The sequence below is a fragment of the Litoreibacter janthinus genome (genome assembly GCF_900111945.1).
GTDB lineage: Bacteria > Pseudomonadota > Alphaproteobacteria > Rhodobacterales > Rhodobacteraceae > Litoreibacter > Litoreibacter janthinus.
Genome location: NZ_FOYO01000001.1, coordinates 3,487,862 through 3,514,363 on the forward strand (window position 1 = coordinate 3,487,862; position 26,502 = coordinate 3,514,363).

The 26,502-nt window shown below is 56.1% G+C and carries 29 protein-coding genes and 2 pseudogenes; 21 read left to right on the top strand and 10 right to left on the bottom strand.

From position 1 onward, the window contains the following. Positions 1-75 precede the first annotated feature (75 nt). Positions 76-951 (bottom strand): DMT family transporter, encoded by an 876-nt coding sequence (locus tag BM352_RS17505; protein ID WP_090219496.1) that lies wholly within the window; start codon positions 949-951, stop codon positions 76-78. 69 nt (positions 952-1,020) lie between these two features. Then, positions 1,021-1,908, bottom strand: a complete 888-nt coding sequence (locus BM352_RS17510) for a LysR family transcriptional regulator (RefSeq protein WP_342713616.1) — start codon at positions 1,906-1,908, stop codon at positions 1,021-1,023. A 137-nt stretch (positions 1,909-2,045) separates the two neighbouring features. Between BM352_RS17510 and BM352_RS17515 the strand changes: the two genes are divergently transcribed. The 11 genes from BM352_RS17515 (at position 2,046) to trmD (ending at position 8,802) form a co-directional block, all read left to right on the top strand. Continuing rightward, positions 2,046-2,522 carry a hypothetical protein gene (locus tag BM352_RS17515; RefSeq protein WP_139229863.1) on the top strand — a complete coding sequence of 159 codons (477 nt, stop codon included), beginning with the start codon at positions 2,046-2,048 and terminating at the stop codon, positions 2,520-2,522. Between the two features lie 254 nt (positions 2,523-2,776). Beyond that, a complete protein-coding gene (gene ffh, locus BM352_RS17520) occupies positions 2,777-4,279 on the top strand; it encodes a signal recognition particle protein (RefSeq protein WP_090219501.1) in 1,503 nt (500 codons plus the stop codon). After that, positions 4,276-4,809 carry a GNAT family N-acetyltransferase gene (locus tag BM352_RS17525; protein ID WP_090219503.1) on the top strand — a complete coding sequence of 178 codons (534 nt, stop codon included), beginning with the start codon at positions 4,276-4,278 and terminating at the stop codon, positions 4,807-4,809. Before ffh ends, BM352_RS17525 begins: the two co-directional genes overlap by 4 nt. 1 nt (position 4,810) lies before the next feature. Then, entirely contained in the window at positions 4,811-5,413 is a 603-nt protein-coding gene (locus BM352_RS17530) for a GNAT family N-acetyltransferase (RefSeq protein WP_090219506.1), read from the top strand. Next, positions 5,406-5,699 carry a chorismate mutase gene (locus tag BM352_RS17535; protein WP_090219509.1) on the top strand — a complete coding sequence of 98 codons (294 nt, stop codon included), beginning with the start codon at positions 5,406-5,408 and terminating at the stop codon, positions 5,697-5,699. Before BM352_RS17530 ends, BM352_RS17535 begins: the two co-directional genes overlap by 8 nt. 45 nt (positions 5,700-5,744) lie before the next feature. Beyond that, on the top strand, positions 5,745-6,170 hold the full coding sequence (gene rpsP / locus BM352_RS17540; RefSeq protein WP_090219512.1) for a 30S ribosomal protein S16: 426 nt from the start codon (positions 5,745-5,747) through the stop codon (positions 6,168-6,170). A gap of 15 nt (positions 6,171-6,185) precedes the next feature. Beyond that, positions 6,186-6,815 (top strand): 5,6-dimethylbenzimidazole synthase, encoded by a 630-nt coding sequence (gene bluB / locus BM352_RS17545; RefSeq protein ID WP_090219515.1) that lies wholly within the window; start codon positions 6,186-6,188, stop codon positions 6,813-6,815. Further along, positions 6,812-7,234: an EVE domain-containing protein gene (locus BM352_RS17550; protein WP_090219517.1), complete on the top strand. Its 423-nt coding sequence runs from the start codon at positions 6,812-6,814 to the stop codon at positions 7,232-7,234. The genes bluB and BM352_RS17550 overlap by 4 nt, the downstream gene beginning before the upstream one ends. Continuing rightward, positions 7,231-7,377 carry a hypothetical protein gene (locus tag BM352_RS19045; protein ID WP_175500720.1) on the top strand — a complete coding sequence of 49 codons (147 nt, stop codon included), beginning with the start codon at positions 7,231-7,233 and terminating at the stop codon, positions 7,375-7,377. The genes BM352_RS17550 and BM352_RS19045 overlap by 4 nt, the downstream gene beginning before the upstream one ends. Next, positions 7,374-7,880: a ribosome maturation factor RimM gene (gene rimM / locus BM352_RS17555; protein WP_090219521.1), complete on the top strand. Its 507-nt coding sequence runs from the start codon at positions 7,374-7,376 to the stop codon at positions 7,878-7,880. Before BM352_RS19045 ends, rimM begins: the two co-directional genes overlap by 4 nt. Positions 7,881-8,001: 121 nt before the next feature. Continuing rightward, positions 8,002-8,802 carry a tRNA (guanosine(37)-N1)-methyltransferase TrmD gene (gene trmD, locus BM352_RS17560; protein ID WP_090220412.1) on the top strand — a complete coding sequence of 267 codons (801 nt, stop codon included), beginning with the start codon at positions 8,002-8,004 and terminating at the stop codon, positions 8,800-8,802. On the opposite strand, the gene BM352_RS17565 is transcribed toward trmD, so the two are convergent. Beyond that, positions 8,799-9,827: an NADP-dependent oxidoreductase gene (locus tag BM352_RS17565; protein WP_090219524.1), complete on the bottom strand. Its 1,029-nt coding sequence runs from the start codon at positions 9,825-9,827 to the stop codon at positions 8,799-8,801. The genes trmD and BM352_RS17565 overlap by 4 nt on opposite strands. Positions 9,828-10,180: 353 nt before the next feature. On the opposite strand from BM352_RS17565, the gene rplS reads away from it, so the two are divergent. The 3 genes from rplS (at position 10,181) to BM352_RS17580 (ending at position 11,852) form a co-directional block, all read left to right on the top strand. Beyond that, a complete protein-coding gene (gene rplS, locus BM352_RS17570) occupies positions 10,181-10,555 on the top strand; it encodes a 50S ribosomal protein L19 (RefSeq protein WP_073142406.1) in 375 nt (124 codons plus the stop codon). 11 nt (positions 10,556-10,566) lie between these two features. Beyond that, complete coding sequence (rpmE, locus tag BM352_RS17575) at positions 10,567-10,788, top strand: 50S ribosomal protein L31 (protein WP_090219527.1); 222 nt, start codon at positions 10,567-10,569, stop codon at positions 10,786-10,788. Positions 10,789-11,039: 251 nt separating this feature from the next. After that, positions 11,040-11,852, top strand: coding sequence for a division plane positioning ATPase MipZ (locus BM352_RS17580; protein ID WP_090219529.1), 813 nt, complete (start codon positions 11,040-11,042; stop codon positions 11,850-11,852). A 9-nt stretch (positions 11,853-11,861) separates the two neighbouring features. On the opposite strand, the gene BM352_RS17585 is transcribed toward BM352_RS17580, so the two are convergent. The 3 genes and pseudogenes from BM352_RS17585 to ltnD all read right to left on the bottom strand — a co-directional run. Continuing rightward, positions 11,862-12,224, bottom strand: coding sequence for a hypothetical protein (locus BM352_RS17585; RefSeq protein ID WP_090219532.1), 363 nt, complete (start codon positions 12,222-12,224; stop codon positions 11,862-11,864). 303 nt (positions 12,225-12,527) lie between these two features. Next, entirely contained in the window at positions 12,528-13,784 is a 1,257-nt protein-coding gene (gene otnK / locus BM352_RS17590) for a 3-oxo-tetronate kinase (RefSeq protein WP_090219535.1), read from the bottom strand. After that, positions 13,784-14,710: pseudogene (ltnD, locus tag BM352_RS17595) on the bottom strand (L-threonate dehydrogenase); the annotation flags it as partial. The pseudogene ltnD and the gene otnK, both read right to left, overlap by 1 nt. Positions 14,711-15,507: 797 nt before the next feature. Between ltnD and BM352_RS17600 the strand changes: the two are divergent. From BM352_RS17600 to BM352_RS17625, 6 genes are all read left to right on the top strand, one after another. After that, positions 15,508-15,789, top strand: coding sequence for a DUF4212 domain-containing protein (locus tag BM352_RS17600; protein ID WP_090219539.1), 282 nt, complete (start codon positions 15,508-15,510; stop codon positions 15,787-15,789). Between the two features lie 4 nt (positions 15,790-15,793). After that, positions 15,794-17,593 carry a sodium:solute symporter family protein gene (locus BM352_RS17605; RefSeq protein ID WP_090219542.1) on the top strand — a complete coding sequence of 600 codons (1,800 nt, stop codon included), beginning with the start codon at positions 15,794-15,796 and terminating at the stop codon, positions 17,591-17,593. 94 nt (positions 17,594-17,687) lie between these two features. Continuing rightward, positions 17,688-19,514, top strand: a complete 1,827-nt coding sequence (locus BM352_RS17610) for a DUF294 nucleotidyltransferase-like domain-containing protein (RefSeq protein ID WP_090219545.1) — start codon at positions 17,688-17,690, stop codon at positions 19,512-19,514. 19 nt (positions 19,515-19,533) lie between these two features. Further along, on the top strand, positions 19,534-20,055 hold the full coding sequence (locus BM352_RS17615; protein WP_090219547.1) for a hypothetical protein: 522 nt from the start codon (positions 19,534-19,536) through the stop codon (positions 20,053-20,055). Position 20,056: 1 nt separating this feature from the next. Next, entirely contained in the window at positions 20,057-21,454 is a 1,398-nt protein-coding gene (locus tag BM352_RS17620; RefSeq protein WP_090219550.1) for a 3'-5' exonuclease, read from the top strand. A 105-nt stretch (positions 21,455-21,559) separates the two neighbouring features. Next, positions 21,560-21,889 carry an arsenate reductase family protein gene (locus BM352_RS17625; protein ID WP_090219552.1) on the top strand — a complete coding sequence of 110 codons (330 nt, stop codon included), beginning with the start codon at positions 21,560-21,562 and terminating at the stop codon, positions 21,887-21,889. Positions 21,890-22,058: 169 nt separating this feature from the next. On the opposite strand, the gene BM352_RS17630 is transcribed toward BM352_RS17625, so the two are convergent. From BM352_RS17630 to BM352_RS18850, 4 genes and pseudogenes are all read right to left on the bottom strand, one after another. Next, complete coding sequence (locus BM352_RS17630) at positions 22,059-23,039, bottom strand: alcohol dehydrogenase catalytic domain-containing protein (RefSeq protein WP_090219554.1); 981 nt, start codon at positions 23,037-23,039, stop codon at positions 22,059-22,061. Then, entirely contained in the window at positions 23,036-23,797 is a 762-nt protein-coding gene (locus BM352_RS17635; protein WP_090219557.1) for an SDR family NAD(P)-dependent oxidoreductase, read from the bottom strand. The genes BM352_RS17630 and BM352_RS17635 overlap by 4 nt, the downstream gene beginning before the upstream one ends. Beyond that, positions 23,790-25,097, bottom strand: a complete 1,308-nt coding sequence (gene hisD / locus BM352_RS17640; protein ID WP_090219559.1) for a histidinol dehydrogenase — start codon at positions 25,095-25,097, stop codon at positions 23,790-23,792. Before hisD ends, BM352_RS17635 begins: the two co-directional genes overlap by 8 nt. Before the next feature lie 8 nt (positions 25,098-25,105). Beyond that, positions 25,106-25,318: pseudogene (locus BM352_RS18850) on the bottom strand (TRAP transporter large permease); the annotation flags it as partial. 553 nt (positions 25,319-25,871) lie between these two features. Here BM352_RS18850 and BM352_RS17645 point away from each other — a divergent pair. Next, the gene (locus BM352_RS17645) at positions 25,872-26,288 is read left to right on the top strand and encodes a VOC family protein (protein ID WP_090219561.1); all 417 of its coding nucleotides are present in this window, start codon (positions 25,872-25,874) and stop codon (positions 26,286-26,288) included. Positions 26,289-26,502 lie beyond the last annotated feature (214 nt).

The following is a 26,502-nucleotide window of genomic DNA, read 5'->3' on the forward strand; positions in this document are numbered from 1 at the left end:
AACCAGAGTTCCAAATCCACGAAGGCTGTTATCTGCGCAGAAGGACCATGCTGGATCGAAAACGGTTCCTAAAACCTATTCCTTAAGCAACATCCCCAAGGCCAAAACCGTAAGACCTACCCCTGCGAAAACGAGCAAAGACGGGGCCGGTCCGCCAAGTGCCAATTGCCACACGATCACCCAGCTCGGCACCAGATAGGTATAAGCCATCACTTTCGACGATGGCAGTCGCAGTGCCGCATATTGCAGCAAAACAAAGGTCATGGCAGAAGCGATGACCGCGACGTAGAAGATCGTAATCCAGACAATCGGCGGAAGCGCAGCCCAATCCGTGGCCCAAAGATCCGACCACCCCCAGACGATAAGTAGCCCAAGCCCACCCAACATGGTGAAAAACGAAAATACGACCGGGGACTCCCCCATGTTCAGCTTTCGAACAAGCGGAGTGTAAACCGCATGGGCGGCACAGCCGACGAAGTATATCGCCTCGCCGCGCCCGATCTCGAAGGCCAGTAATGCCGAGATATCGGCGCGAAAGATCACCCACAACGCCCCTGCTCCACCAAGGACAAGGGCCAGCGCCATTCGCGGGGTCAGTATCTGGCGCAGTAACGCATAGCCTGCACCTGCTGACAACAAAGGTGTCAAAGTGAATACAGCTGCGGCGCTTACGGGCGGCGCGGTCTTAAGCCCTTCGAACATTAAGACGAAGTAGGCAGCCAATAGCCCGCCAAGGACCAGATATCGCCAAGGGGCGACCATTGCGGCGCGTGGCAGCCCTGTCGTCACGAAGGCAGCGACGCCGATCACAGCCGCCGCGATCATGAAGCGCACTGCGTTTAATGCAGCAGGCGCTATTTCATTTGCAGCAAGCGAACCGAGCGCGAAAGATCCGGCCACCAAGACGGAGAACAACAGCATAGCCAGATGGCCGCGCCTTGAAGGGGTCATTTCTGCGCCGTTCGGGCACGGGATAGTCTTGGAAACTTGCCTTCGAACAATACGATGCGACGGGTCATCTTAAAGATCGGCCCACCCTTTGGCCTCTTCCTTCAGGAAGGTAACGAAAGAATGCACTTTCGCGGTCCGGTGAAGATCCACATGGGTCACGCACCAAAATGTGGAAGACCAAGTTGGATCGGACGGCATAACCTCTTTCATGTCGGGATGTTCATTGCCGATATATGCAGGCAAAAACCCGATACCGGCCCCTGCGATCACTGCATCTTCGACAGAATTCGTGTCAGAACACCTATAGACCACGTTCTCTTCCGGCACATGCTCGCCGATCCATTTCATAAACGGCGCACGAGGGTTGATCGTGGATATCCTGCAAAAGCGATGGTTCGGGATATCTTCAATACCATTCAGCGGGCCGTGCCGGAAAATATAGTCTTTGTGAGCGTAAAGCCCCATCGGTAGGCGCGCCAACTCCTGCACGATATTGTCCAGATCGTCACCCGGCGCGCCAGCCCGCAAAGCTACATGGGCCTCACCATATTCAAGTCGAAGCGGACGCGTGTCGACGATCAATTCAGCGCGAATGTCGGGGTTATCACGTTGATATTTGGTGATGGTGCGCGCCATCAATGGCGACATTTGCGGCAGGCAGGTTACGATCAGGTCGCCCGAGACCGACGCCCCACGGCCATGAATGCGTCCTGCAAGTTGCGTCAACTGATCCTCAGTCGCCGCTGCAACGGTCAACAAATCTTCCCCAGCCTCAGTGGGGGTGTAGCCGCGAGCATGACGCTGGAACAGCTTGGCCCCCAACTTACCCTCTAAGCTGTCTATATGACGGATCACTGTAGCATGATGGACACCAAGTACCTCCGCAGCGGCGCTGACCGTGCGAAGGCGGGCAACCTGATAAGCCGTCCGATATTCGTCCCAATTGTCGATATTCATGGGGTTAGATTCCTTTTGTGCGAAAGCGCGCGATTTACCCCAAACAACTCCAGTTTCGTTCAATTTTGCAAGCGAAAATAGCCTCGCGAAATGAGAACGGCCTTCTCAACCGCGTCCTATTGGCTAATGTCCAGCTCATGAAGGTAACGCGCAACATCCCAGAGCAACTCGTTATCGAGAACCGCCCTTGGGTTATCTCACTCGCTCTGGTGGCAGGTGGTCTATTGTTCATTGGGATCGGACTATCGATTTTCCTCAGCGGCGAATTGATGGGATTGGTCTTTATGGGGTTGGGTCTTATCCCATTCGGAATGCTCTTCGCCTTCGCGCGTCGCACACAGGTTCTCTTTCTCGGCCCTGAGGGAAAAGTGATTATAAGGCGGCGCTCTTTGCTTGGCGGCTCGACTATCGAGCACCGGATCGACGAGGTGTCAGAAGCCATCGTGCAAAGCAGCACAGGTGACAAGGGGACGACCTACCGTGTCGCTTTAAGCTTCCCGCACGGCCAAAGCGCAGGTATCCATCCTTTGACTTTGGTATATGACAATTTTAGCGATCATCGGGGTATGGCTAATATAATCAACTCTTGGCTCACGGCTCATCGTGGCGAATGAACTCAGAGACCATGCCGTTAAGCGCACTGCTTGACTCCAAGCACCCCACCGCGTAAATCGCGCACAACATCCGGAAGCACCAGTCTTCCGGTCCCTGCCTAGTGTAGGGATCGCCCCCCATCAGCGCGTCGCGCCCATGGGGGCCAAACTGTTTGTTTTGACCCCACCCTTGATGACTGGGAGGGGGCAATTGTCGTTTCGCCGGTCCGTGCTTAGGTATGGGTCACATGTGAGAATAAAGGAGCCGAGAGCCCATGTTTGAGAACCTGTCCGAACGCCTCTCTGGCGTCTTTGATAAGCTCACTAAGCAAGGCGCATTGTCCGAGGACGACGTAAAAACCGCCCTCCGCGAGGTGCGCGTCGCCCTTTTGGAAGCGGACGTTTCCCTTTCTGTGGCCCGAGACTTCGTCAAAGCCGTCGCTGACAAAGCCACCGGTCAAAACGTGACCAAATCGGTTACCCCCGGCCAGCAAGTTGTCAAAATTGTCCATGACGAGTTGAAGCACATTCTGGCGGGCGACAACGAAGAACCCGGTGAGCTGAAGATCGACAGCCCGCCCGCCCCAATCCTGATGGTCGGCCTTCAAGGCTCCGGTAAGACGACGACGACGGGTAAGCTGGCAAAACGGCTCAAGGAAAAAAACAATAAGCGCGTGCTGATGGCATCGCTCGATGTGAACCGCCCCGCCGCTATGGAGCAGTTGGCAATATTGGGCGCGCAGATCGGTGTAGACACCCTGCCGATCGTCAAAGGTGAAAAACCCGTCGACATCGCCAAACGCGCCAAGCAACAAGCGACATTGGGCGGCTACGACGTCTACATGCTCGACACAGCGGGCCGTCTGCAAATCGACCAAGTGTTGATGCAAGAGGTCGAAGACGTCCGTGACATCGTCAAACCACGCGAAACGCTGCTGGTCGTCGATGGCCTGACTGGTCAGGTCGCCGTTGAAGTCGCAGAAGAGTTTGATGGCAAAATCGGCATCTCCGGCGTGGTTCTGACCCGAATGGACGGCGACGGGCGTGGTGGTGCGGCATTGTCCATGCGCGCGGTCACCGGCAAGCCGATCAAGTTCGTCGGCCTCGGCGAAAAGATGGACGCGCTTGAAACCTTCGAGCCGGACCGTATCGCGGGCCGCATTCTTGGCATGGGCGACATCGTCGCTTTGGTTGAGAAGGCACAAGAAACCATCGAGGCTGAACAAGCCGAAAAGATGATGAAGCGCTTCCAAAAGGGTCAGTTCAACATGAACGACCTGAAGAACCAGCTTGAGCAGATGCTCAAGATGGGCGGCATGGAAGGCCTCATGGGTATGATGCCCGGCATGAAGAAGATGGCAGGTCAGGCCAAAGAGGCTGGCATGGACGACAAGATGCTCAAGCAGCAGATTGCGCTGATCCAGTCGATGACCAAGAAAGAACGCGCCAACCCGCAGATTTTGCAAGCTTCGCGCAAAAAGCGCATCGCCAAAGGCGCGGGCATGGAGGTTTCAGAGCTGAACAAACTTCTGAAGATGCAGCGCCAGATGGGCGACATGATGAAGAAGATGGGAAAAATGGGCAAAGGCGGAATGCTGAAACAAGCCATGAAAGGCATGTTCGGCAAGGGCGGCATGCCCGATATGAACGACCCGGCAGCAATGGAAGCCGCCGCCAAGCAAATGGGTGCCAAACTGCCAGGTGGTCTCGGCGGAATGCCCGGCTTGGGCGGCAGCGCACTCCCCCCTGGTTTGTCAGGGTTCGGCAAAAAGAAATGATCGTAACCTTTTCGACCCCCACGCTTGAAACAGAGCGATTGGTTCTTCGCGGACCAAAGTTCGACGACTTCGAGCCTATGCGTGCATTTTACGCGACGGATCGGTCGTCGATGGCAGGTGGGCCGATCACAGACTTGCGTCAGGCATGGAATGCGTTTGCTCACATCACAGGGATGTGGGCCCTGCGCGGGTTTGGCACGTTCATTGTAACGCTGAGGGGCAACGACACCGCAGTTGGTGCTGTTGGGCCATACTACCCGATCAACTGGCCAGAAAAAGAATTGGGCTGGACGTGTTGGGACGCTGGCCTCGAAGGTAAAGGCCTCATGTTCGAGGCTGCGTCCGCGACCCGCGACTTTGCATTCCGCGTTTTGGGCTGGGACACCGCAGTAAGTTATATCGAAACCGGCAACACTCGTTCCGTTGCCTTGGCCGAGCGTCTTGGTGCGGTTCTTGATCCGAATGCCGTGCAGCCGAAACCTGACGCACCCTGCCTTGTTTACCGCCACCCAATGCCGGAGGCCGCGTAAGATGGGACACCGCGACATTCCCGTTCTGGAAACCAAACGCCTGATCCTCAAAGGACCAGAGCCACAGGATTATCCGGATTTCAAAGCGACCTTCACCAGCTTCCGCGCCCGTTACATGGGCGGCCCGCTGAACCCCTACGAAGCATGGATGCTCTATGCAGCCGAGATCGGCCATTGGGAAATTCGCGGGTTTGGTATGTGGATGATCCACGACAAGGACACCAACGTAACGCTGGGTATGGCCGGCGGCTGGCAACCAGCCATGTGGCCGGAGCGCGAGCTGGCTTGGATCATCTGGCCCGAAGTTGCCGGCAAAGGCTATGCGCTTGAAGCTGTCGATGCAGCGCGTCGTCATTTCTACAAATCTGGCTGGGAAGGTGCGGTCAGCTATCTTGACCCCTACAATCTGGACTCTGTGCGGCTTGCCGAACGACTGGGTTGCAAAAAGGACAAGGACGCCAAGTCCATCGGGGATGAGGATTCCGTGTATCGTCACCCATCGCCCGAAGCGCTGAGAGACACCCAGCTCGCACATGGGATCGCGATGGAGATCAGCCACTATCATGATCCAGCCTTCAAACCGAAAGGGTTCGCACTTGACTGACGCCGTCACCAAAGCCGCCGAAATCCTGAAAGAACATCGTGCCAGCATTGACCGTCTGGACGCGATCCTTGTCTACACGCTGGGCGAGCGGTTCAAGCACACCCAAGCCGTGGGAAAACTGAAGGCCGAGCACGAATTACCGCCGAGCGACCCTGATCGGGAAGCAACGCAAATCAAACGACTTGAGGATTTGGCAAAACGCGCCGACCTCGACCCTGAATTCGCTAAATCCTTCCTGAACTTCATCATTCGGGAAGTCATCCAGAACCACAAAAAGTTTCAATAATTTCGGACACTTGTCCGGCACAGCCATCCTAAGGAGAACTACACAATGGCAATGAAAATCCGTCTGGCCCGTGGTGGGTCCAAAAAGCGCCCATTCTACCGCGTTGTTGCTGCTGACAGCCGCATGCCACGTGACGGCCGCTACGTCGAAAAACTGGGCACCTATAACCCACTGCTGCCAAAAGACAGCGAAGAGCGGGTAAAGCTGGACATGGAGCGCGTTAAGCATTGGCTCGACCAAGGTGCTCAGCCTTCTGACCGTGTGTCCCGCTTCCTCGAAGCTGCTGGCGTTATCGAGAAGAAAGAGCGCGCCAACCTGAAAAAAGGCGAGCCGGGCAAAAAAGCTCAGGACCGCGTCGAAGAGAAAGCCGCCAAAGCTGCTGCCGCTGCTGAAGCAGCTGCTGCTCCGGCTGAAGCTCCTGCAGAAGAAGCACCAGCTGAAGAAGCTGCAGCCGAAGAAACCGCAGAGTAATCTGCGCTTTGAGCAATGCGTAACTTCGAACCGGAATTCCGGGACGAGCTATATGAGTTGATGCGGTGGCGGCGCGATGTGCGCCGCTTCCGAACCACTCCCGTGGACGAGGCACTGCTTATGCGGTGCCTCGACGCATTTTCGCACGCCCCGTCCGTTGGGCTATCGGAGCCGTGGCGCATTGTTCGCGTCGAAAGTACAAAGGCGCGCGCAGCCGCCCGCGCCAATTTTGAACGCGCTAACGCCGATGCCTTGGCCCGATATGACGGTGACCAAGCAGACAACTACGCCAAGCTGAAACTCGCGGGCATGGACCGATCGCCCGTACAGCTTGCGATATTTTGTGATGAGGCCAGCCCCAAAGGTCACGGACTTGGCGCAGGCACTATGCCTGAGATGCGCCGGTATTCGGTGGTGTCAGCCGTCACATTGTTCTGGCTCGCCGCCCGAGCAGAAGGCTTGGGGCTCGGCTGGGTCTCGGTTCTCGATCCAGTCCAACTTTGCCGCGATCTGGGCGTGTCTGAGGAATGGGCCTTGATCGGGTATTTCTGCCTCGGCCATCCAGAGGAAGATCATGACACTCCGGAGCTGCTCCGCGAAGGTTGGGAAGCCCGCGCCCCAACGCTGGACATAACCCGCGCATGAGCCGGCGATATGTCATAGGCGTCGTTCATGCCCTGCATGTTGCGGCAGGCAAAAGGCAGGGGTTCGTCGCATTTAGTCACGGCAAAGAAGCCGCAGTGCGCAATCTGGATGTCGGCGACAAAGTGATCTTCTACGCCCCGAAGACCGAATTCGATGGCGATCCGGTTCAGGCCTTTGTGGGTCACGCCACCATTTCCGGCGAAGCACCACGACAAATGGACTACATGACCGGCCTCCCTGCGTGGGTGCGGGACGCCAATTTCGATGACGTCAAGGAAGTGCCCGTGCGCCCGCTTCTAGAGCATCTGACCTTCGTTACCCGCCCCAGCCATTGGGGAATGGCTTTTCGACAAGGCAAGTTTTCAATCCCCGAGGCAGATTACCGCCTGATCGCCCGCGCAATGGGAGTCGACGCATGATCCGACGTTTATTCACATTGGTTTTTATGGGGCTGGCCTTCTATGGCGGGCTCAAGGTAGAGCGCGGGTTAACAGCGGGTCGCTGCACCCAAGCGGGTGGAGCGATGGTCGACGGGATTTGCATTGGAGCACAGCCCAAATGAGCAAAGATGAGATTGTAGTTGGAGCAATCGCCGGATCGTTCGGCGTCAAAGGCGAGGTGCGGCTGAAGAGCTTCTGCGCCCACCCCGAGGACATCGCCCTCTACTCACCGCTTATGGGCGACAACGGGGTTCAGTACACCATCAAGATCACGCGCCCGGTCAAAAACGGCTTTGCGGCGCGTTTGTCCGGCGTCCGTTTCAAAGACGAGGCGGATGCGTTGCGCGGGGTCAAACTATCCGCGGATCGTGACCTGTTACCCTCCCTTCCAGATGACGAGTACTACCACGCCGATCTGATGGGGCTGGATGTGCTGGACACCGGCGGCGAGTTGCTGGGCAAAGTGGCTGCTGTTCTCAACCATGGCGCAGGCGACATACTGGAGCTTCGCGGACCGAACTTGAAAGGGTCGGTTCTGCTGCCTTTTACTTTGGAAGCTGTGCCGACAGTGGATCTTGCCGCAGGTCGCATCATTGCCGATCCTCCAGAAGGACTTCTGGACTAGTCCCGAACCAGCGATTGGACGCGATAGCGCCATAACACTCGCGCACACGTGCCGCCGCAAGAAGGCAGATTGCGCGGGATCGCACTTTGCAATGCAAACCGGTTTGGCGTAGATGGCGCTTATGAGCACACCATCCAAATCCCATGGCCGCAAGACCATAACTGCCTCACTCACCCCGCGTGACCTGATGGCGGAACCCACGCGTCTGAAAGGCGCTTGGGCCGCCAAAGTAATCACCCTATTCCCCGACGCCTTTCCCGGCGTGCTTGGGGCCTCGTTGACCGGTAAGGCTCTGCAAGAAGGCAAGTGGACTCTGGATCCGATCGACCTGCGCATCTTCGGCGAAGGCAAGCACCGCAATGTCGACGACACGCCATATGGTGGCGGCGCGGGGATGGTGCTGCGCGCGGACATTGTCGGCAAGGCCTTGGATTTCGCCAGTCGCGGCACATCAGAACGGGCAAAATGGCCCGTTGTCTACCTCTCACCGCGCGGCAAACCGTTTGATCAAGCCAAGGCCGCCGAATGGGCGCAGGCCGATGGCATCACCCTGCTGTGCGGAAGGTTCGAGGGGGTGGATCAGCGCGTATTGGACTTCTACGAGATCGAAGAAATCAGCCTTGGCGATTTCGTCCTGACGGGGGGAGAAATCGCGGCACAAGCGATGATCGATGCGACAGTGCGCCTTCTGCCAGACGTTTTGGGCAATGCCGCATCAACCGAGGAAGAGAGCTTTTCGGACGGAATGCTGGAGCACCCGCAGTACACACGCCCTGCCGAATGGAAAGGCCTCGGCGTGCCAGAGGTTCTAACCTCTGGCGACCACGGCAAAGTCGACATCTGGCGCCGCGAGCAGTCCGAAGCTCTGACAAAAACGCGCCGGCCCGATCTTTGGGCGAAGCGCAAGCATGTTGACCGCTAAACCTTCACCACCATTTTTCCGAAGCTGCGACCCAGAAGCAGGTCATTCAAAGCGGCCGGCGCGTTCTCCAAACCTTCGACAATCTGCTCTTTATACTTCACTTTGCCCTCGGCGAGCCAACCTGTCATCTCGGCGGCAAACTCTTTGTAAGTCTCGGGGCCAAAGCTGTCGAAAATGATGAAGCCCTGGACCTTCACTTTCATGCGAAGGATCGTCCCCATGATCGCCGGGCCCATGTCAGGCCCTTCTGGAAGGCCGGGAATATTGTACCATGCCACCATGCCGCAAACAGGCATCCGCGCGAACGGGTTCAATAGCGGCAGAACCCCGTAGAGAACCTTCCCACCAACATTCTCGAAATAGACGTCGATCCCGTCAGGGCACGCATCCTTGAGCTGTGCTGCAAAGTCTTCAGCCTTATGATCAATGCAGACGTCGAAACCAAGGTTGTCGACCACATGTGCGCATTTTTCGGCTCCGCCCGCGATCCCAACTACGCGGCACCCTTTGATCTTGGCGATCTGCCCCACTGTCGCCCCAACCGGTCCCGACGCTGCCGCCACAACCACGGTTTCACCCGCCTTGGGTTCACCAATTTTCAGCAGCCCTGCATAGGCAGTATAGCCCGGCATCCCCATGATGCCCAAAGCCCAAGACGGGTTTTCAGGATCGGTCCCTAGATTGAGGACTTGAGTGCCATCCGACACCGCATAATCCTGCCAACCGTTGCCAGCCAGAACGAAATCGCCCACAGCAAAGCCGTCCACATCCGAGGTCACGACCTTTGCGACCACCTGACCTGTCATCTCTTCGCCGATCTTGACGGGCTCGGCATAGGATTTCGCATCGTTCATCCGGCCGCGCATATAAGGGTCAAGCGACAGATATACCGTACGCAAAAGCATCTCCCCTTTGCCCGCTGTCGGAACCTCGGATTGCTCCAGACGAAGGGTGTTTTCGTTGGGCAGGCCAACAGGGCGTTCCGCGAGAACGATTTTGCGGTTGATGGTGTCTGATTGTGTCATTGGGAGGCTCCGGGTTATGAGGGCCCGAGAATGGGCAGGCGCGGAGATCTCTTCAACCGTTCCGTTGCGAAAATCACTAATAATTGCGTCTAGGGACATGGCCGCTTGATCTACGCGGCGAACCCTCCTATACCCCGCCAATCTGGAATCAGAATACTGACCGGAGCCTTTGTTTTATTGGTCATCCATCGCGCTTTTTTCGGCGTACTCTGTGGATGCAAAACTAAGGCACTTAAAGCAACGTCGATCTAAACTCTGGCGGGCACTGCGGTGGACCCGGAAGAAGACCAAGAGCTCTTAGAACGCGAGACACATTCTCCGGGTAAACCGGGATCACAAAAGGAGCGTTTCAGATGAACCTGATCGCACAGTTGGAAGCGGAACAAATCGCCGCTCTGGGGCATGACATCCCCGACTTCAAAGCGGGTGACACCATCCGCGTTGGCTACAAAGTGACAGAGGGCACGCGTAGCCGTGTTCAGAATTACGAAGGCGTTTGCATCGCGCGTAACAACGGCAAAGGTATTGCCGGTTCGTTCTGCGTTCGCAAAATCTCCTTCGGTGAGGGCGTGGAACGTGTGTTCCCATTGCACTCCACCAACATCGACAGCATCACCGTAGTCCGCCGTGGCCGCGTTCGTCGCGCCAAGCTGTACTATCTGCGTTCGCGTCGCGGTAAATCCGCTCGTATCGCCGAGGATTCCAACTACAAAGCGCCTAAGGCGTAAGGGGAACTGTCATGAAAAAAGATACTCACCCAGAATACCACATCATCAACGTCAAAATGACCAATGGCGACATTGTGCAGATGAAATCCACTTGGGGCGCTGAGGGCGACCAATTGGCATTGGACATCGACCCTTCCGCGCACCCAGCGTGGACCGGCGGCAACCAACGCCTGATGGACACTGGCGGACGTGTTTCCAAGTTCAAAAACAAATACGAAGGTCTGGGCTTCTAAACCCTTCTTTCTGTATCGATTTAAAGGCCGCTCTTTTCAGAGCGGCTTTTTTTATGCCTTCAAATTGGATGAAGTGCTGGCCGCATCAACGCGCACCAACATTCGCCTTACCATGGGGTCATTTACCCGCGCGATAACACTTCACATAAGCATTCAGTCTTTACGGCGGTTTTGCTTCCCCTCCCCTCGCCCCGTGATTATAACCCCTGCAAACCCCGACAAGGGGCACGCACTAAAATACGGGACAGAACATGGCCGCGCATATTATCGTCTTTGGCAACGAAAAAGGCGGATCAGGTAAATCAACCAACTGCATGCATGTGGCAACCGCGCTTGTGCGGGCAGGCTTCACTGTGGGGGCATTGGACCTTGACCTCCGCCAGCGCAGTTTCTCCCGATATTGCGAAAACCGCGTGCGCTTTGCCAAGAAAAACGGGCTGACACTGCCCAGCCCCGAAGTGGTCGAGTTGCCCGAAGTCGATTCGTCAACGCTGGGCGCGGGCGAGAACATCTATGACCGCCGACTGACAGAAGCTGTCGCTGGAATGGAAGGCCGTTTCGACTTCATCGTAATTGATTGCCCGGGCTCTCACACGCGGTTGAGCCAAGTGGCGCACTCGCTGGCCGATACTTTGGTAACGCCCCTGAACGACAGCTTTATCGACTTTGACCTGTTGGCGCGTATCGAGCCGGAAACGCAGAAGATTATCGGGCCATCTGTCTATGCCGAGATGGTTTGGCAGGCGCGCCAACTGCGCGCGCAAGCTGGCCTTGCCCCGATTGACTGGATCGTCGTGCGCAACCGTGTTGGAACGCAGCGGATGCACAATAAGAAGAAGATTACCGACGCCGTAGATTCCTTGGCCAAGAGGATCGGATTTCGCGTCGCACCCGGTTTTTCAGAGCGCGTCATCTTCCGCGAGCTTTTCCCACGTGGCCTAACGCTGCTGGATTTGGGCGACATCGGTGTGAAGAACCTCAACATCTCCAACATCGCAGCCCGTCAGGAAGTGCGGGAGCTGATGAAGGGTTTGCGCCTGCCCGGCGTCGAAGTGACGTTCTAGGCAGTTCCCCTACCCGTCAGTCGCAAGCTCGTCTATCACAACAAATTGCTGCTGGCGTTGTCGTAACGCTTGCAAGCTCGTCCGAGGCGGCTGAGGGGTCGAGATGCGCGGAACAGGTCCCAGCGGAGCGCTGTAACTGCCAACACCAGCCTGTTGGCCAGACATTACGAAACGATCCCCTCCCGCGATCCAACCCAACAGCGCCGGATTTGCTGCAATCACTGCCGCAAACTGTCCTGCCAAACCTGTATAGAGATCACCGCGTTCCAGTTTGCCCGAGGCTATTCCGGCAAACATCATAGAACTACCCGCAAGCATAAAAGCGAAGACGAATAGCTGAATGCGTTTGAGCACAGCAGCGAGGACACTCATAAGTTGCCTCTGGCTCGTTCAAACAGTTTAACGCCTGACAACTGCTTAAAAGTGTTCATCGTGATTTCCGATTATCGCTAACTCAACTAGCGCAACACTTCGGCGAGAATTGCGACAATTCGCGGGCAATGGCCTGCCGTTTTCAGGGCCTCCGAGCAAGGATTCCCGTAGGCGCCCGATCACAACCGGACAATTCCGTAGATCGCTGCTGTGATGGGACTCACCTTACGTTTTGTGCGAGGTCTTCAAACGCCACGAGAGCTTCACGAAGAGGCGACGCCACACTATCCGCTCTCGTTCGGCCTATTGAGTAGTGCTGGCACCAAGCACCCGTGCAGCTTTTTCGAAGTAGTCTGGTGCTCCGAAGTTGCCGGATTTCAAAGCCACGACGAGAGCATTCCCGGCTCGTAGCGCAGGCACTCCGGGATCGATCTCCGGACCGATTTCAAGCGTGGTCAGGTCTAGGCCTTCAACGACAGCGCCAGAGGTTTCACCGCCCGCAGTCAAGAGTTTAGTTACCCCCGATCTCACAAGCTGGCGCGCCACCTCTGCAAAGAATCCCTCCAGCGCCTCAGCAGAGCGCTCGCGACCGAATTCTGCCTGGACTTCTTTTACAGCCGCAGGGTCAGCCGAACTGAACGCCAAAGGGATACCATCGGCCTGCACTAGCCAGTGCACCACCGTTTCGGGGAGCAAACGACCCTCGATCACATCAGCAGCGGGTACTTCAATCGACGGGTTGGATCTGCTGTGCAACTCAACCTGTGCACGGGTTGCGTTAGAGCACGAACCCGACAACGCGACGCATTTACCAGTCTCTCCACGCCAAGTTGCTGTGTTCTGAGAAATCAGCCCGCGCCGTGCGAAGTTGCGCGGCAGACCCAGCGCCACCCCTGATCCACCTGTGATCAGTGGAAGTCCGTCTGCGGCTTCGCCAATTTCCATCAGATCCGCATCGCGCAACGCATCGACAACAACCAGTCTCTTCCCGTTGGCGTGCTCCGCCGCAAGTGCGCCCTTGATCGCATCTGCACCCGCCAAAACCGACTCTGCTCCGACATGCCCCACTTCGAATTTGGTTTGCGGAGCAAGCCAGCGGCGAATGTCGGGATCGGTCATCGGCGTAAGTGGATGGTTTTGCATTCCGCTCTCGCTGAGCAACACGTCTTTCACAAACAAGTGCCCATGATAGATCGACCGCCCCGTACCCGGGAAAGCGGGGCAAACGATGACCTTATGCGCGTCCAGAGCCAGCGCCAGAGCATCAGCAACAGGGCCGATATTGCCTTCCGGCGTAGAGTCGAAGGTCGAGCAATATTTGAAAAATATCTGTTCGCATCCCTGTGCCAGCAACCACTCCAGCGCCGCGAGAGATTGGGTGACTGCATCTTGCGGGTCAATCGATCGCGACTTGAGCGCGACGACCCCTGCCTCGACATCGGCTTCGGCGTTGCCGTTTGGAATCCCTGTGTATTGAACAGTGCGCATGCCCTGCTTCGACAGCGTATTGGCGAGATCGGACGAACCTGTAAAGTCATCCCCTATGCATCCAAGCAGCATCAAGACTCTCCCGGCAAAGTGAGCCCAGCGTTGCGCGCATAGACCTTGGCCACCGCAGCATCATCCTCACGCCCCAGCCCCGACCCAGAGGCGGCTAAGAACTGCTGAAGTGCTGCTGCCGTCAAGGGCGCACCGAATTTCGCTGATTTCGCGATATCAAGAACAATGCCAAGATCTTTGGGCCAGATGTCGACCGAGGAATGCGGTGTATAATCTCCGTCAACAATATGCGGCGCACGGTTTTCAAGCATCCAAGAGGTGCCCGCGCATTTGCTGATAACTTCGACGAATTTCTCTGGTGTCACGCCTTGTGTCATCCCAAAGGTAAGGGCTTCAGCCATTGCAGCAATATGGACGCCAGCGAGCAATTGATTCACCGCTTTCATAGCCGATCCAGCTCCAGCGCTATCGCCCAATTCGAAGACTGTCCCAGCAGTCGCATCGAGAACCGGTTGCGCAGCCGCAAATGCGTCCGGCGTCCCAGACGCCATGATGCTCAACGCACCTTCGGCAGCCTTCTTTGATCCGCCAGAAATTGGCGCGTCCAGATAGTTGAGACCCTTTTCTTCGCACGCTGCTTCCATAGCTCTGGCGAAGTCCGGCGCGACTGTTGCGCATGAAATCACCACAGCACCCGGTTTAAGACGTGGAACAACACCGTCCGCTCCAAAAAGCACAGCCTCGGTTTGCGCGGCATTCAGAACAACAACCATGACGGCATCTAATCTGCCAGCAACGTCGCTCAAAGCGCCTGCGGCCCCGCCTTCAGCCTGAAACCGCGCCACGGCATCGGGGTTAATGTCGAACCCATAGGTTGTATGACCGGCACGAAGCACGGACTGCGCGATACCGTAACCCATGGACCCAAGCCCAATGACCGCTATCGATTTTTTTTCTACCATGAGAAGCCCCCAACTGAGATCGCCCTCAGTCCAATCTGAATGATCCCGATACCGCGCCGCGCTAGAACGGACGTCAGTCTAGAACTGATCGCGGTACATCATTCCTGCCGGAAAACCTTTCTTGATGCAAATGATGCGGAACAGAGGCCAGAATAACCTTCTTAAACTTGACGCCAGCTGCCCGGTTCAAGGCCGATCGAATTGATTTCGCCCTTAACGACGCTTGATGGAGCGAAGCGAGCCTGGCGGAAAAAACTGAGGTGAACGTCGATGTTCTAGATCGGGGCAATCAAGACAGGATTCGGGTTCAGTTGGGCCCGCTAGGATCAATTGGCGCGGTGTTAGTGGCACAAGGTCAGAAAACTCGAACGCAAGCGACGCTAGCCTCCAAAACTGTTGGGCGCTAACACAAAAAATTTGCATGTGCTAATAACACGCAAAGCTATGTGATTGCTTACATTTGGCCCGATGAGCAAATTTTCTTTACAGCAACAAAGCGTAAAAGGAAAATTAATTTACAAAAAAACACTTCCAACACAACGTACTAGTCCATTTTTTACACATAATGACGTAGGGTTATTTACATCGACTCTCGGGAGGGGGAGCCGTCATCCGCACAGGAAGGCACCTCGGGGTCATAGGTTTGAGGAGGGCGATATGGGTATCAGCATGAATTCGATCCAATTTGCCGCTGAAGCGTTTACGCGCACCAGTCAAGTCATCGCCTCCGCTCTCCCTGACCCAGCGCCGGAGCAGAACTTAAGTCACAACGCATCGACAGTGGTGTACCGAATTTAACATCAAAGAGGAGGAGCGCCACAATGGCGGATCAATCAACTCACACAAAGGCAGAGAAGGACGGAGCGGGCTATTGGTCAGCCAATATTCGCATCATCTACATCAGCCTTATCATCTGGGCACTTGTGTCCTTCGGGTTCGGCATCCTGCTTCGCCCAATGCTATCCGGCATCGCCATTGGCGGCACTGATCTGGGCTTCTGGTTTGCCCAGCAAGGCTCCATCCTTGTTTTCCTCGCACTGATCTTTTTCTACGCTTGGCGAATGAACAAACTCGACCGTGAATACGGCGTAGAGGAGGACTGATCTAATGGACCAGTTTACACTGAACCTGCTGTTTGTAGGCGCGTCATTCGCACTCTACATCGGCATCGCGATTTGGGCCCGCGCTGGCTCCACCTCGGAATTCTACGCCGCAGGTCGCGGCGTTCACCCTGTCACCAATGGTATGGCGACTGCCGCTGACTGGATGTCGGCTGCATCTTTCATTTCGATGGCAGGCCTTATTGCTTTTACCGGCTACGACAACTCATCCTTCCTGATGGGCTGGACCGGCGGCTACGTGTTGCTTGCTTTGCTACTGGCACCTTACTTGCGCAAATTCGGCAAGTTCACAGTGTCGGAATTCATCGGTGATCGTTTCTATTCTCCAACTGCACGCCTCGTTGCTGTGATCTGTCTGATCGTGGCCTCGACGACATATGTGATCGGGCAAATGACCGGTGTTGGCGTGGCCTTTGGCCGCTTCCTTGAGATTTCAAACACTGCTGGTCTTTTGATCGGTGCTTGTGTGGTGTTCGCCTACGCGGTTCTGGGCGGCATGAAAGGCGTGACCTATACGCAGGTTGCTCAGTATGTCGTTCTGATCATGGCCTACACCATTCCAGCTGTGTTCATCTCGCTGCAACTGACAGGCACTCCGATCCCAGCGTTCGGTCTGTTTTCTGAAACTACTGCCACCGGCGGCGAAGGTTCTATTTACCTGTTGACCAAACTGGACCAAATCGTGACCGAGCTTGGCTTTGCAAGTTACACAGAGGCGCACAAAGATAACCTGAACATGGTTCTCTTTACCTTGTCGCTGATGATCGGTACCGCCGGTCTTCCTCACGTCATCATGCGTTTCTTCACCGTACCAAAAGTGTCTGACGCACGTTGGTCCGCTGGCTGGGCATTGGTGTTCATTGCATTGCTTTACCTGACGGCGCCTGCTGTTGGCGCAATGGCTCGCCTGAACATCACCGAACTGATGTGGCCCAATGGAACCAGCGGCGAGGCTGTTTCGGTTGAGACCATCGAGACTGACGAAAAGTATGATTGGATGCTTACTTGGCAAAAAACCGGCCTTCTCGACTGGGAAGACAAAAACGGCGACGGCAAAATCCAGTACTACAACGACAAGTCTGACGCGATGGCGGAAAAAGCGGCTGCGAATGGCTGGCAAGGCAACGAGCTGACCAACTTCAACCGTGACATCCTTGTTCTGGCCAACCCAGAGATTGCTAACCTTCCGGGTTGGGTTATCGGCCTTGTTGCAGCAGGTGGCCTTGCGGCAGCACTGTCCACGGCAGCTGGTTTGCTTTTGGCGATCTCTTCTGCTGTGAGCCACGACCTGCTTAAGGGCCAACTGACACCGAACATGTCCGAAAAAGCCGAGCTGATGTCAGCACGGATTGCTATGGCCATTGCTATCGGAGTTGCAACGATCCTTGGGCTCAATCCTCCGGGATTTGCGGCGCAAACCGTGGCCCTTGCCTTCGGCTTGGCAGCGGCGTCGATCTTCCCGGCATTGATGATGGGCATCTTCTCCAAGCGCGTGAACAATGTCGGCGCGGTCTCTGGGATGCTTGCAGGCCTTGGCTTTACGCTGGTCTACATCTTCCTGCACAAGGGCTGGTTGTTCATCGCGGGCACCAACTCATTCCCTGATACTGTTGACGGTTCCCTCTTGGGCATTCAGTCGACCGCTATCGGTGCAGTGGGTGCGATCATCAACTTCGCAGTGGCTTACATCGTCTCGATGTCGACCGCGGACACTCCGCAAGACATCAAAGACCTTGTCGAAAGCGTACGTACACCAGCAGGTGCTGGCGCTGCAGTCGACCACTAAAACACAGGGACCAGCGGCAATTGGCCCGCTGGTCCCCACCCACAGAACTTTATAGATTTGGAGCGACCTTGGCGCTCTGATCGCGGGACATTTCATGACTGACACCGTCCGCCCTTTCCTTTCTCACCTCCATCCCTACGACATGCTTCCCGAGATCGCGCTTGCTGCAGCAATCGAACGGGCCGATGTGATCGAAGTCGCCAAAGGCGAAGATATTTACAGTGTCGGGGATTTCCTCCGCGGGCTCTACATCGTCATGACTGGCCAAATCTGTGTACGCGATGACGCTGGAAGCGAAATCTCGCATCTGGGCCGCGAAAACTCCTTCGGAGAACGCGGGCTATTGCGCGATGGGTTCGCCGTAACTTCCGCTCGCGCGGAGGAAGATAGCCAGTTAATTTGTCTCGCGCCCGACCTGTTCCATAAGCTTCGCGCCGAACATGATCCTTTCCGCCGATTCTTTGACCGCACGCGGTCAGACGAGACCAATGTCACCTCGCGCAAATTTGACCTGACCAGCATACGTGTCGAGACACTAATGGCACCCGATCCTGCCACCTGCGCACCAACACTGACCATTCAGGACGCGGCCAAGATGATGCGTGAGCGCAAAATCTCCAGCCTTTGCGTTGTTGAGCACGGCGCTTTGGTCGGCATCCTCACCTTACGAGATTTAGCGAACAAGGCGTTGGCAGAAGGTCTTGGCTATGAAACGCCCGTTGGCGCGGTAATGACACATGCCCCGCGCACCTTGCCACCTACAGCGATCGGCTCCGACGTGCTGCATCTGATGATGGAATACAAGCTTGGACACCTCCCGATCACATCCGCCGGCCAGCTGGTAGGCATCGTCACGCAAACTGATCTCACCCGATTTCAAGCTTCCAACACCGCAAGTTTTGTTGCGGAAGCAGGGCAGGCCAAATCGGCCGAGGCTCTGGCAGATGTCACCAAGCGCATTCCTAATCTGCTGATGCAGTTGGTCGCCGCGGGCAATCGGCACGATGTAGTGACGCGCATGATCACGGATATCGCGGATGTTGTGACGCGGCGGCTTCTTGCACTTGCAGAAGAAAAGTTCGGACCGCCTCCAGCAAAATATGTTTGGCTGGCGTGCGGCAGCCAAGGACGCCAAGAACAAACCGGAGTGTCGGATCAAGACAATTGCCTCATCCTAGAGGACGACATGAGCGAGGCAGCGCTCGCCTATTTTGAACCTTTCGCGCATTTCGTATGTGATGGCCTGAACGCCTGTGGCTATGTCTATTGCCCCGGCGACATGATGGCGACCAACCCGCGCTGGCGACAGCCCGTGTCAGTTTGGCGCGAGTATTTCCAACACTGGATTAAAAGCCCGAGTAAAGAAGCGCAGATGCTTGCTTCTGTTATGTTCGACCTGCGCCCGATTGGTGGGGATGCCGCCCTATTCGAAGGCCTCCAAGGCGATACGCTCGAAGCGGCGGCAGCCAACTCGATCTTCACTGCCCACATGGCCAGCAACGCTCTGACCCATGCCACGCCTTTGGGGCTGTTGAAGGGACTGGCCACCATCCGATCTGGCGAGCATCGCCACACCATAGACATGAAGCTGAACGGGGTCGTTCCCGTGGTCGATTTGGGCCGCATGTATGCGCTGCAGGGTGAACTAGATGTTGTCAATACTCGCGCACGGCTTGAGGCGGCAATCACTGCAGAGGTGATAAGCAAGAGCGGCGGGCAAGACCTGCTCGACGCCTATGACCTTGTTGCGCAAAGCCGTCTGCAACATCAGGCGGGCCAAATCCGACGCGGGACACAGCCCGACAACTTTTTACCGCCGGCAGAGTTATCTGCCTTTGAACGCAGTCACCTTCGCGACGCGTTTGTGGTAATCAAGACAATGCAATCGGCGTTGATGCAGGGGCGCGGCGTCTTAGGGTAACAAATTTAGGGAGGGGCACATGTTCTTTGAACTTATCGGCACGATTGTGGCAGGCGCGGCTGCGGCCCTTCTCGTCTGGGCGATAAACCGCACTTTGAAGGGGCGACTGCCAAAGTGGCTTATCCCCGCCGCCGCTGGCGTTGCGATGCTTATGGCAACCATCTCAAGCGAATATGGGTGGTTCGAACGCACTAAAGCCAGCATGCCCGAGGGCTTCGTCGTCGCCCAGGCGATCGAAGAAAGAGCTTTCTACCGCCCTTGGACCTACGCCAAGCCATACATCGCGCGCTTTGTCGCTGTTGATCAGGCTATGGCGCGCACCCATGACGCCCAACCCGATCAGCGCATCGTCGATCTGGTGTTCTACGGACGGTGGGCGCGGACGGCAAAAGTCCCAATGCTGTTCGATTGCATGAATGCCAAACGCGCGGATGTCGTCGATGGCATCGAGTTCGGCGCTGACGGCAAAGTGCTCGACGCCGAATGGCGATCGGTGGAGCCCGATGACCCGATCCTGACAGCGGCGTGCGAGGCATCATGACATGAGGTCGCTCAGCCTTCGCCTTCGGATCTTCTTGTTTTTCTGCCTGATCGGTTTTGGCGGAATGGCGATTGTTCTGGGCGCGGTCTGGCTGGGCTATCGACAACTCGGTGATCAACAGGCGATGTCGGCCTTTTCCACAATCGCGATTGTGTCCGGGTTTGGATTGCTCGCGCTCGCCGCCTTTGTCTGGCGCTTGTTTGACGAGAATGTCAGTAAGCCGATCGAACATTTGGCGGCACAGTTCCGCATTCACTCGGCGGCTGACACCAAAACTGAAATCGACACATGCACAGCACAGTATCTGGGCGATCTGGCCCCTGCCGCGACAGCCATTCATCAAAAACTTGCAACGGCCAGCCATGCAACAGCAGAAACTGTTGCGCAGAAAACAGCGCGGCTCGAACGCCAGCGCGGCCAGCTTATACGCATTCTGTCGGACATCCCCATCGCAGTAATCGTGGCGACACAGGATCATCAGATCGTCCTCTATGATGGGCAAGCCGCCACCCTGATGGAGCGCGAAGCCCCTGCCCGTCTGAACGGGTCGGTCTTTGACTATCTGGACGAAGCGTCGCTGCGCAAAATCTTGTCAGAGATGGAAGCAGACGGAACGAAACGACGCGCCATTACAATTAGCGGGCTTTCCGGCACCACCTATTCTGGGCATATCCGGAGCTTCGAAGGCAATGCAGGCTACACTTTGATGCTGGAGCCGCTGGCATTCGATGCCGAGCGACCTTTGGTCTATGACTTCGACTTATTTGAGAAAAGCGGGCCAAGCCCCGCAAATGATAAGATCCTTAAAGACCTCTGTTTCGTCGTATTCGATAGCGAAACGACCGGTCTAGATCCTGCCAAGGACGATGTTGTGCAGCTAGGCGCAATCCGTGTGGTGAACGGCAAGATCATTGAAACCGAAGTGTTCGAGACCTTGGTAAACCCTGGCCGCCCGATCCCTCCAAGCTCAACCAAAGTGCACCATGTCAGCGACGCAATGGTTGTCGAAGCACCGCCGTTTTCGAAGGCGCGCGCCGATTTCCATCGCTTCTCAAAAGGGTCTGTTCTGGTCGCCCATAACGCGCCGTTCGACATGGCGTTTCTTCACCGCGACAAGCAAGCCGCCACGTTGCATTTCGACAATCCGGTTCTTGATACCGTGCATTTGTCAGCAATCGTTTTTGGCGGCTCTGCCGAGCATACCTTGGATGCCATTTGCGACAGGCTGAACATTGAAATTCGCCCAGACCTAAGACACACCGCCCTTGGAGACGCTATAGCAACTGCTCAGGTCCTTGTTGCGATGCTCCCGATCCTAGAGGCCAGAGGGCTACGTAGCTTTGGCGAAGTCAGGGCTGAAATCCAAAAGCACAGCCGGATACTGAAAGTGCAAGAGTAGCGCTGTCAGAAAGCCAAAAGCGCACATTTGGGGATTTTCTGTAACGGTTGCGTTGCGCACAGCGATGCGGGAAGTTGCGCAAGTATCACCACAGGAGATTGCGACATGATTATCTATGGATTGAACACCTGCGCAGTCTGCCAACGCGCACGAAAAGCGCTGGAAGGCGCGGGCATAGAAGTCAGCTTTCGCGATATCCGTGCCGAACCCTTAGGCGACGATGAGCTCGCCGAACTCATTAATGAATTTGGTGATCGGCTCGTGGACAGGACGTCAAACGACTACCGTGCGCTGAATGATTGGCTAAAGAACTCTGAGGCGGAAGCCCAGATTTCCGCTCAGCCCAAGGTGATGGCACGCCCTGTCATTCGAGACGGCGACACACTTCATCTGGGTTGGGATGACGCCATTCAGGAAGCGCTTCTCCCAAACTGACTATTCTTTGGTGCGCCATGCGTTTGGAACCACAAACGTGTCAGGCAAAGCTGGGATTGATGGTTGTCGGGGACGTCCAACGGGTTTGAAATGTCGACACGCCGTAATCACGTTCCATCGATATGCGCATCTTGCTACACACGAGCGACCTCTGCTCGCTGCAATCCAGTTACGGCCATGGGTTAAGAATGATTTTTGGTGCAGCGACCCGGCCCTCCCGCAGGTCTTGGAATGCCTCATAGCCGTCGCTAAGTTTGCGGGTTTCCGTCCAGTTCAGAGGGCCAAGGCGTCCGTCAAAAATCGCGAGCGCCGTGTCGCGGAAATCCTGTGCGGTATAGGTGTAAGTGCCAATGAAGGTAATCTCTTGAAGTGTCGTCCGGCGCACATCCAGCCCCGGATTTTCGTCACCTAGCCCGACATGTGCAATGACACCGCCTGCCTCAACCAATTGAGAGGCGCTCGCTCGGGTTGCCCCAAACCCAACCGCATCGATCACAATGGGCGCGAAGTCCGTCGTCTTCTCAACAACGGTGTGTCCGCAATGATCTGTCAGAAATGCACGTCGAGCGGCGTTCGGCTCCACGATCAGAACGTCATCAACCTCCATCGCTTTCAAAGCAAGCGCTGCCGCAAGCCCAATGGCACCGCCGCCAATCACCACGGCACGGCGCTCCATTGACGGGTGAAGTGCGCCGAGGGCCAATCTTGCGGCATGCCAGCTGACTGCGAGCGGTTCGGCAAGGGCAGCTTTCTCAAGGGGGACGCCCGACGGAACCTCAACCAAATTGCGCATGGGCATCGCAACGTATTGAGCGAATGCCCCCTCACGCGGCTGCATAGAGATAATCTGACGCTCTGGACAAAGATTCTCGCGCCCTGCTTTGCAAGCGTTGCAAGCCATGCAGGTGACCAATGGGTTGACCGTCACTCGCATCCCGTCATTCGGTCCGCCTTGAATGACGCCTGCCGCTTCATGACCAAGCACTAACGGCGCGGGGCGACGCGAGTCATGGCCAAGATACGCATGCATGTCGGACCCGCAGATTCCGACGGCTTCAACACGGATTAAGTACTCTCCATCTCTAGGCGTGGGGTCAGGAACATCCCGATAACCTAATGTCTCTACACCATCATAAACCAGAGCTTTCATTTTGCGGTAAACCCCCCGTCGACCATTAGCACTTGTCCCGTCACGTATCTGGACGCGTCGGAGCATAAGAACAGAACAGGGCCGTCGATGTCTTGCAATGTACCGTTGCGCCCCACACAGGTTTGGGCCGCATTGCGTGCGGCTCGATCTTCATCACCGAAGACCGCCGCCGTCAGTTCCGTGGGAAAGAACCCCGGCCCGATCGCGTTGGCAGTGATCCCAAACGGTGACCAAGCTTCGGCCATGGCACGAGTCAGCTGGGAGATCCCCCCTTTGCTTGCACCGTAAGCAATGCCACCCGGAAACGCGCGCGTCGTTTGTAGGGACGCAAAGTTCACAATCCGACCCCATCCCTTTGCTTTCATCGCAGGCACTAGCGCCTGGCTCAGAAAAAACGGCGCTGTCAGGTTAAGGGCCAACGTCTGATCCCACCCCGCATCCGTTACATCGTCCGCCGCCTCGCGGGTATTCACTCCCGCGGCATGGAGCACGATATCAGGGGCGCCAAATGGGGCGGAAATGTCCGCGACAAGCTGCTCAATCCCGGACCGGTCGGCCACGTCGGCAACCACGGCGGCTGCCGCCGATCCAACTTCATTCTGAAAGCTCTCAAGTGCGCCAGCACGTCGGGCAACACCGACGACTTTTGCCCCTGCAGATGCAAGCACGATGGCCGCCCGACGCCCCAATCCCGAGCTGGCTCCGGTGACACAGGCCACCTTACCGCTGACGTCGAAGAGTGAGGACGCGTTATCCATTGGACGAGAGGTCAAAATTCTCGCCTGGGAAATACTTGGCCAACCGCACATCTGCCGCCCGTGCGTGGCCTTCCATACCTTCAAGGCGCGATATCCGAGCCGTGGCTTCTGCGACAGCCTTGGACCCCTCGCGCGTAGCACGCTGCCATGTGACGATTTTCATATACTTATGAACGGAAAGCCCGCCGGTGTAGCTAGCAGCACCCGATGTCGGTAATACGTGGTTTGTACCGGTCGCTTTGTCGCCATAGGAAACGGTGGTTTCTTCGCCCAGAAACAACGACCCGTAGCAGGTTAGATTCTCCAACCACCAATCAAGGTCCTCTGCCTGAACCGTCAAATGCTCGGGCGCATATTCATCAGAACACGCGGCCATATCCACACGATCTTTACAGATGATCACCTCTGCATAATCACGCCACGCAGCGAACGCATTGTCGCGGTTCAGTTCCGGCAAGTCCTCGATCAAGTCAGGGACAAGCGCCATTACCTTTTCAGCCAGCTCACGGTCATCGGTCACGAGCCAGACAGGCGAGTTGTATCCGTGCTCCGCCTGAGACACCAAGTCCGTCGCGACGATATGGGCGTCCGCATTTTTATCGGCCAGCACAAGGCTATCTGTCGGACCTGCGATCATATCAATGCCTATGCGACCGAACAAAATGCGTTTGGCTTCGGCCACGAATTGATTGCCCGGCCCGACAAGAATGTTCGCCTTCGGGAGGCCGAACAAACCAAACGTCATGGCTGCCACTCCCTGCACGCCGCCCATAGCGAGGATGTTGTCCGCTCCGCAAATGTGCGCCGCATAGACGATCGCGGGCGCCACACCGACATCAGGGCGGGGCGGTGAGCAAGCAGTAATATTCTTGCAACCTGCTACTTTGGCTGTAGTCACCGTCATGATTGCCGACGCGATATGGCTATAGCGCCCCCCGGGCACATAGCAGCCGGCCGCATCCACCGGTATCGACTTTTGCCCAGCCAGAAAGCCTGGAACAATCTCCACTTCAACGTCCGCAACGGTGCTCTTTTGCAACTCAGCGAAGCGTTTGACGTTGTCATGGGCGAACCGAATATCTGCCTTTAGCTTTTCTGGCACCAACGAGGTCGCTGCTTCAATTTCGGCTTGGGTCATCAAGACGTTGCCGTGGTACCGATCAAACTTAGCAGCGTATTCCAAAGCCTTGGCGTCACCGCCCTTTTCAATATCAGACAGGATGTCCGTCACAATCTTGTGGGTTTCAGACGCGTCCGACCTGGAGGTTAGGGAGGCTTTCTTCAGATACTCTCGGGTCATGGACGTTCCTATTTATTGTGATCAGACAGAAGGGCCGTGGAAGCGGCAGGCATGTAAGCGGTGAATAAAACAACCACTAACATGCACAAGACAAACGGAATCGCTCGCACAGTGATCGTCAGCATCGGTTCACCAGTTATATCCGACACCACAAAAAGGTTGAGGCCAAGGGGTGACGTAATAAAACCCAATCCTGGAGGGTCTATCATCGTGATGCAAAAATCAGGCCTCTACGCACGGGCTTACTTAAAAGATGCCCGCCTAACGCGACGGATATCCCCCAAGGTGTCCGCTCAAAGTTGGAGGGGACCTGGGACCAAAATTACTATGTGCTGCCCCATGTAGCAAACCACATAGATATAATCTGACGGCAGACACGGTTGCAAACTGGGTCACGTCACCCTGCGAGGCTTGGATAAAGTCCTTCGTTGCCAAGTCGCTTTATGTTGGCCCGCATCTATCGATCTATTTCCGTAACCGGCGGGCGAGATCTTGTGACATCAATTGCGTTGATTGCAGAAGCATTCGGTTGATCCTCGACACCCAACACGAGAGCATCCCAAATCCACTTAGGTGAGCGGTATCGGCTAAAGGTTGAAATAGCCGATGAAGTTTAGTCCGACCCATTGCGCGATAGACCAGTGGCGTCCACAATGCTGCAACGGCACAACGCCACATTCAACAATGGATCGAATGGTGTGCCGAATTATTTGCTGGCCAAACCTATTGCGATAATCTCATTTCGATATCCAAATCTCGGCAAGGAAACCGTTGATGATAGCCTATGTTACAGTCGGTGCCGATGATATTGCCCGAGCGAAACGGTTTTATTCGGCGTTCCTCCCTGCCCTTGACTATGGGCTGGAAGAAGGTGCTGAAGGACTTAGCTACGTGTTGCCTGTACAACCCGGGCAAACACTTCAACTGCCGGATTTCTACGTCAAACCAACCTTCAACAGACATCCGGCAACAGCTGGCAACGGTGCCATGGTTGCATTTGAGGCTCGCAGCCAAAATCAGGTTCGTGATCTTCACGCCGCCGCACTTGCCGCTGGCGGCCATGACGAGGGTCAGCCCGGTTTTCGCGCTGCGTATGGTCCCCACTTTTATGTTGGATACCTGCGTGATCCTCAAGGCAACAAGATAGCCCTGTTCTCCAACGATCCGAACGAACCCGGACGAGAGGGATAACATAGTTCCTAAGGCTCGAAAGCGCCGTGTTCGCGGGTCAAACATATGGGTCAGCCAGCAAAACGCGATTTCTGAAGCGTGGCCCAACTGCGAAGTTTCAAACCACCATGATCCTCGATGAAGACAAAAGGGGGTGCTGAACGATCTCCCCCCGTGATAACAGCCATGCGCCGCATTCCGGCATCTCGGCAAGTCGGGTTCGAACCTGAAGCTC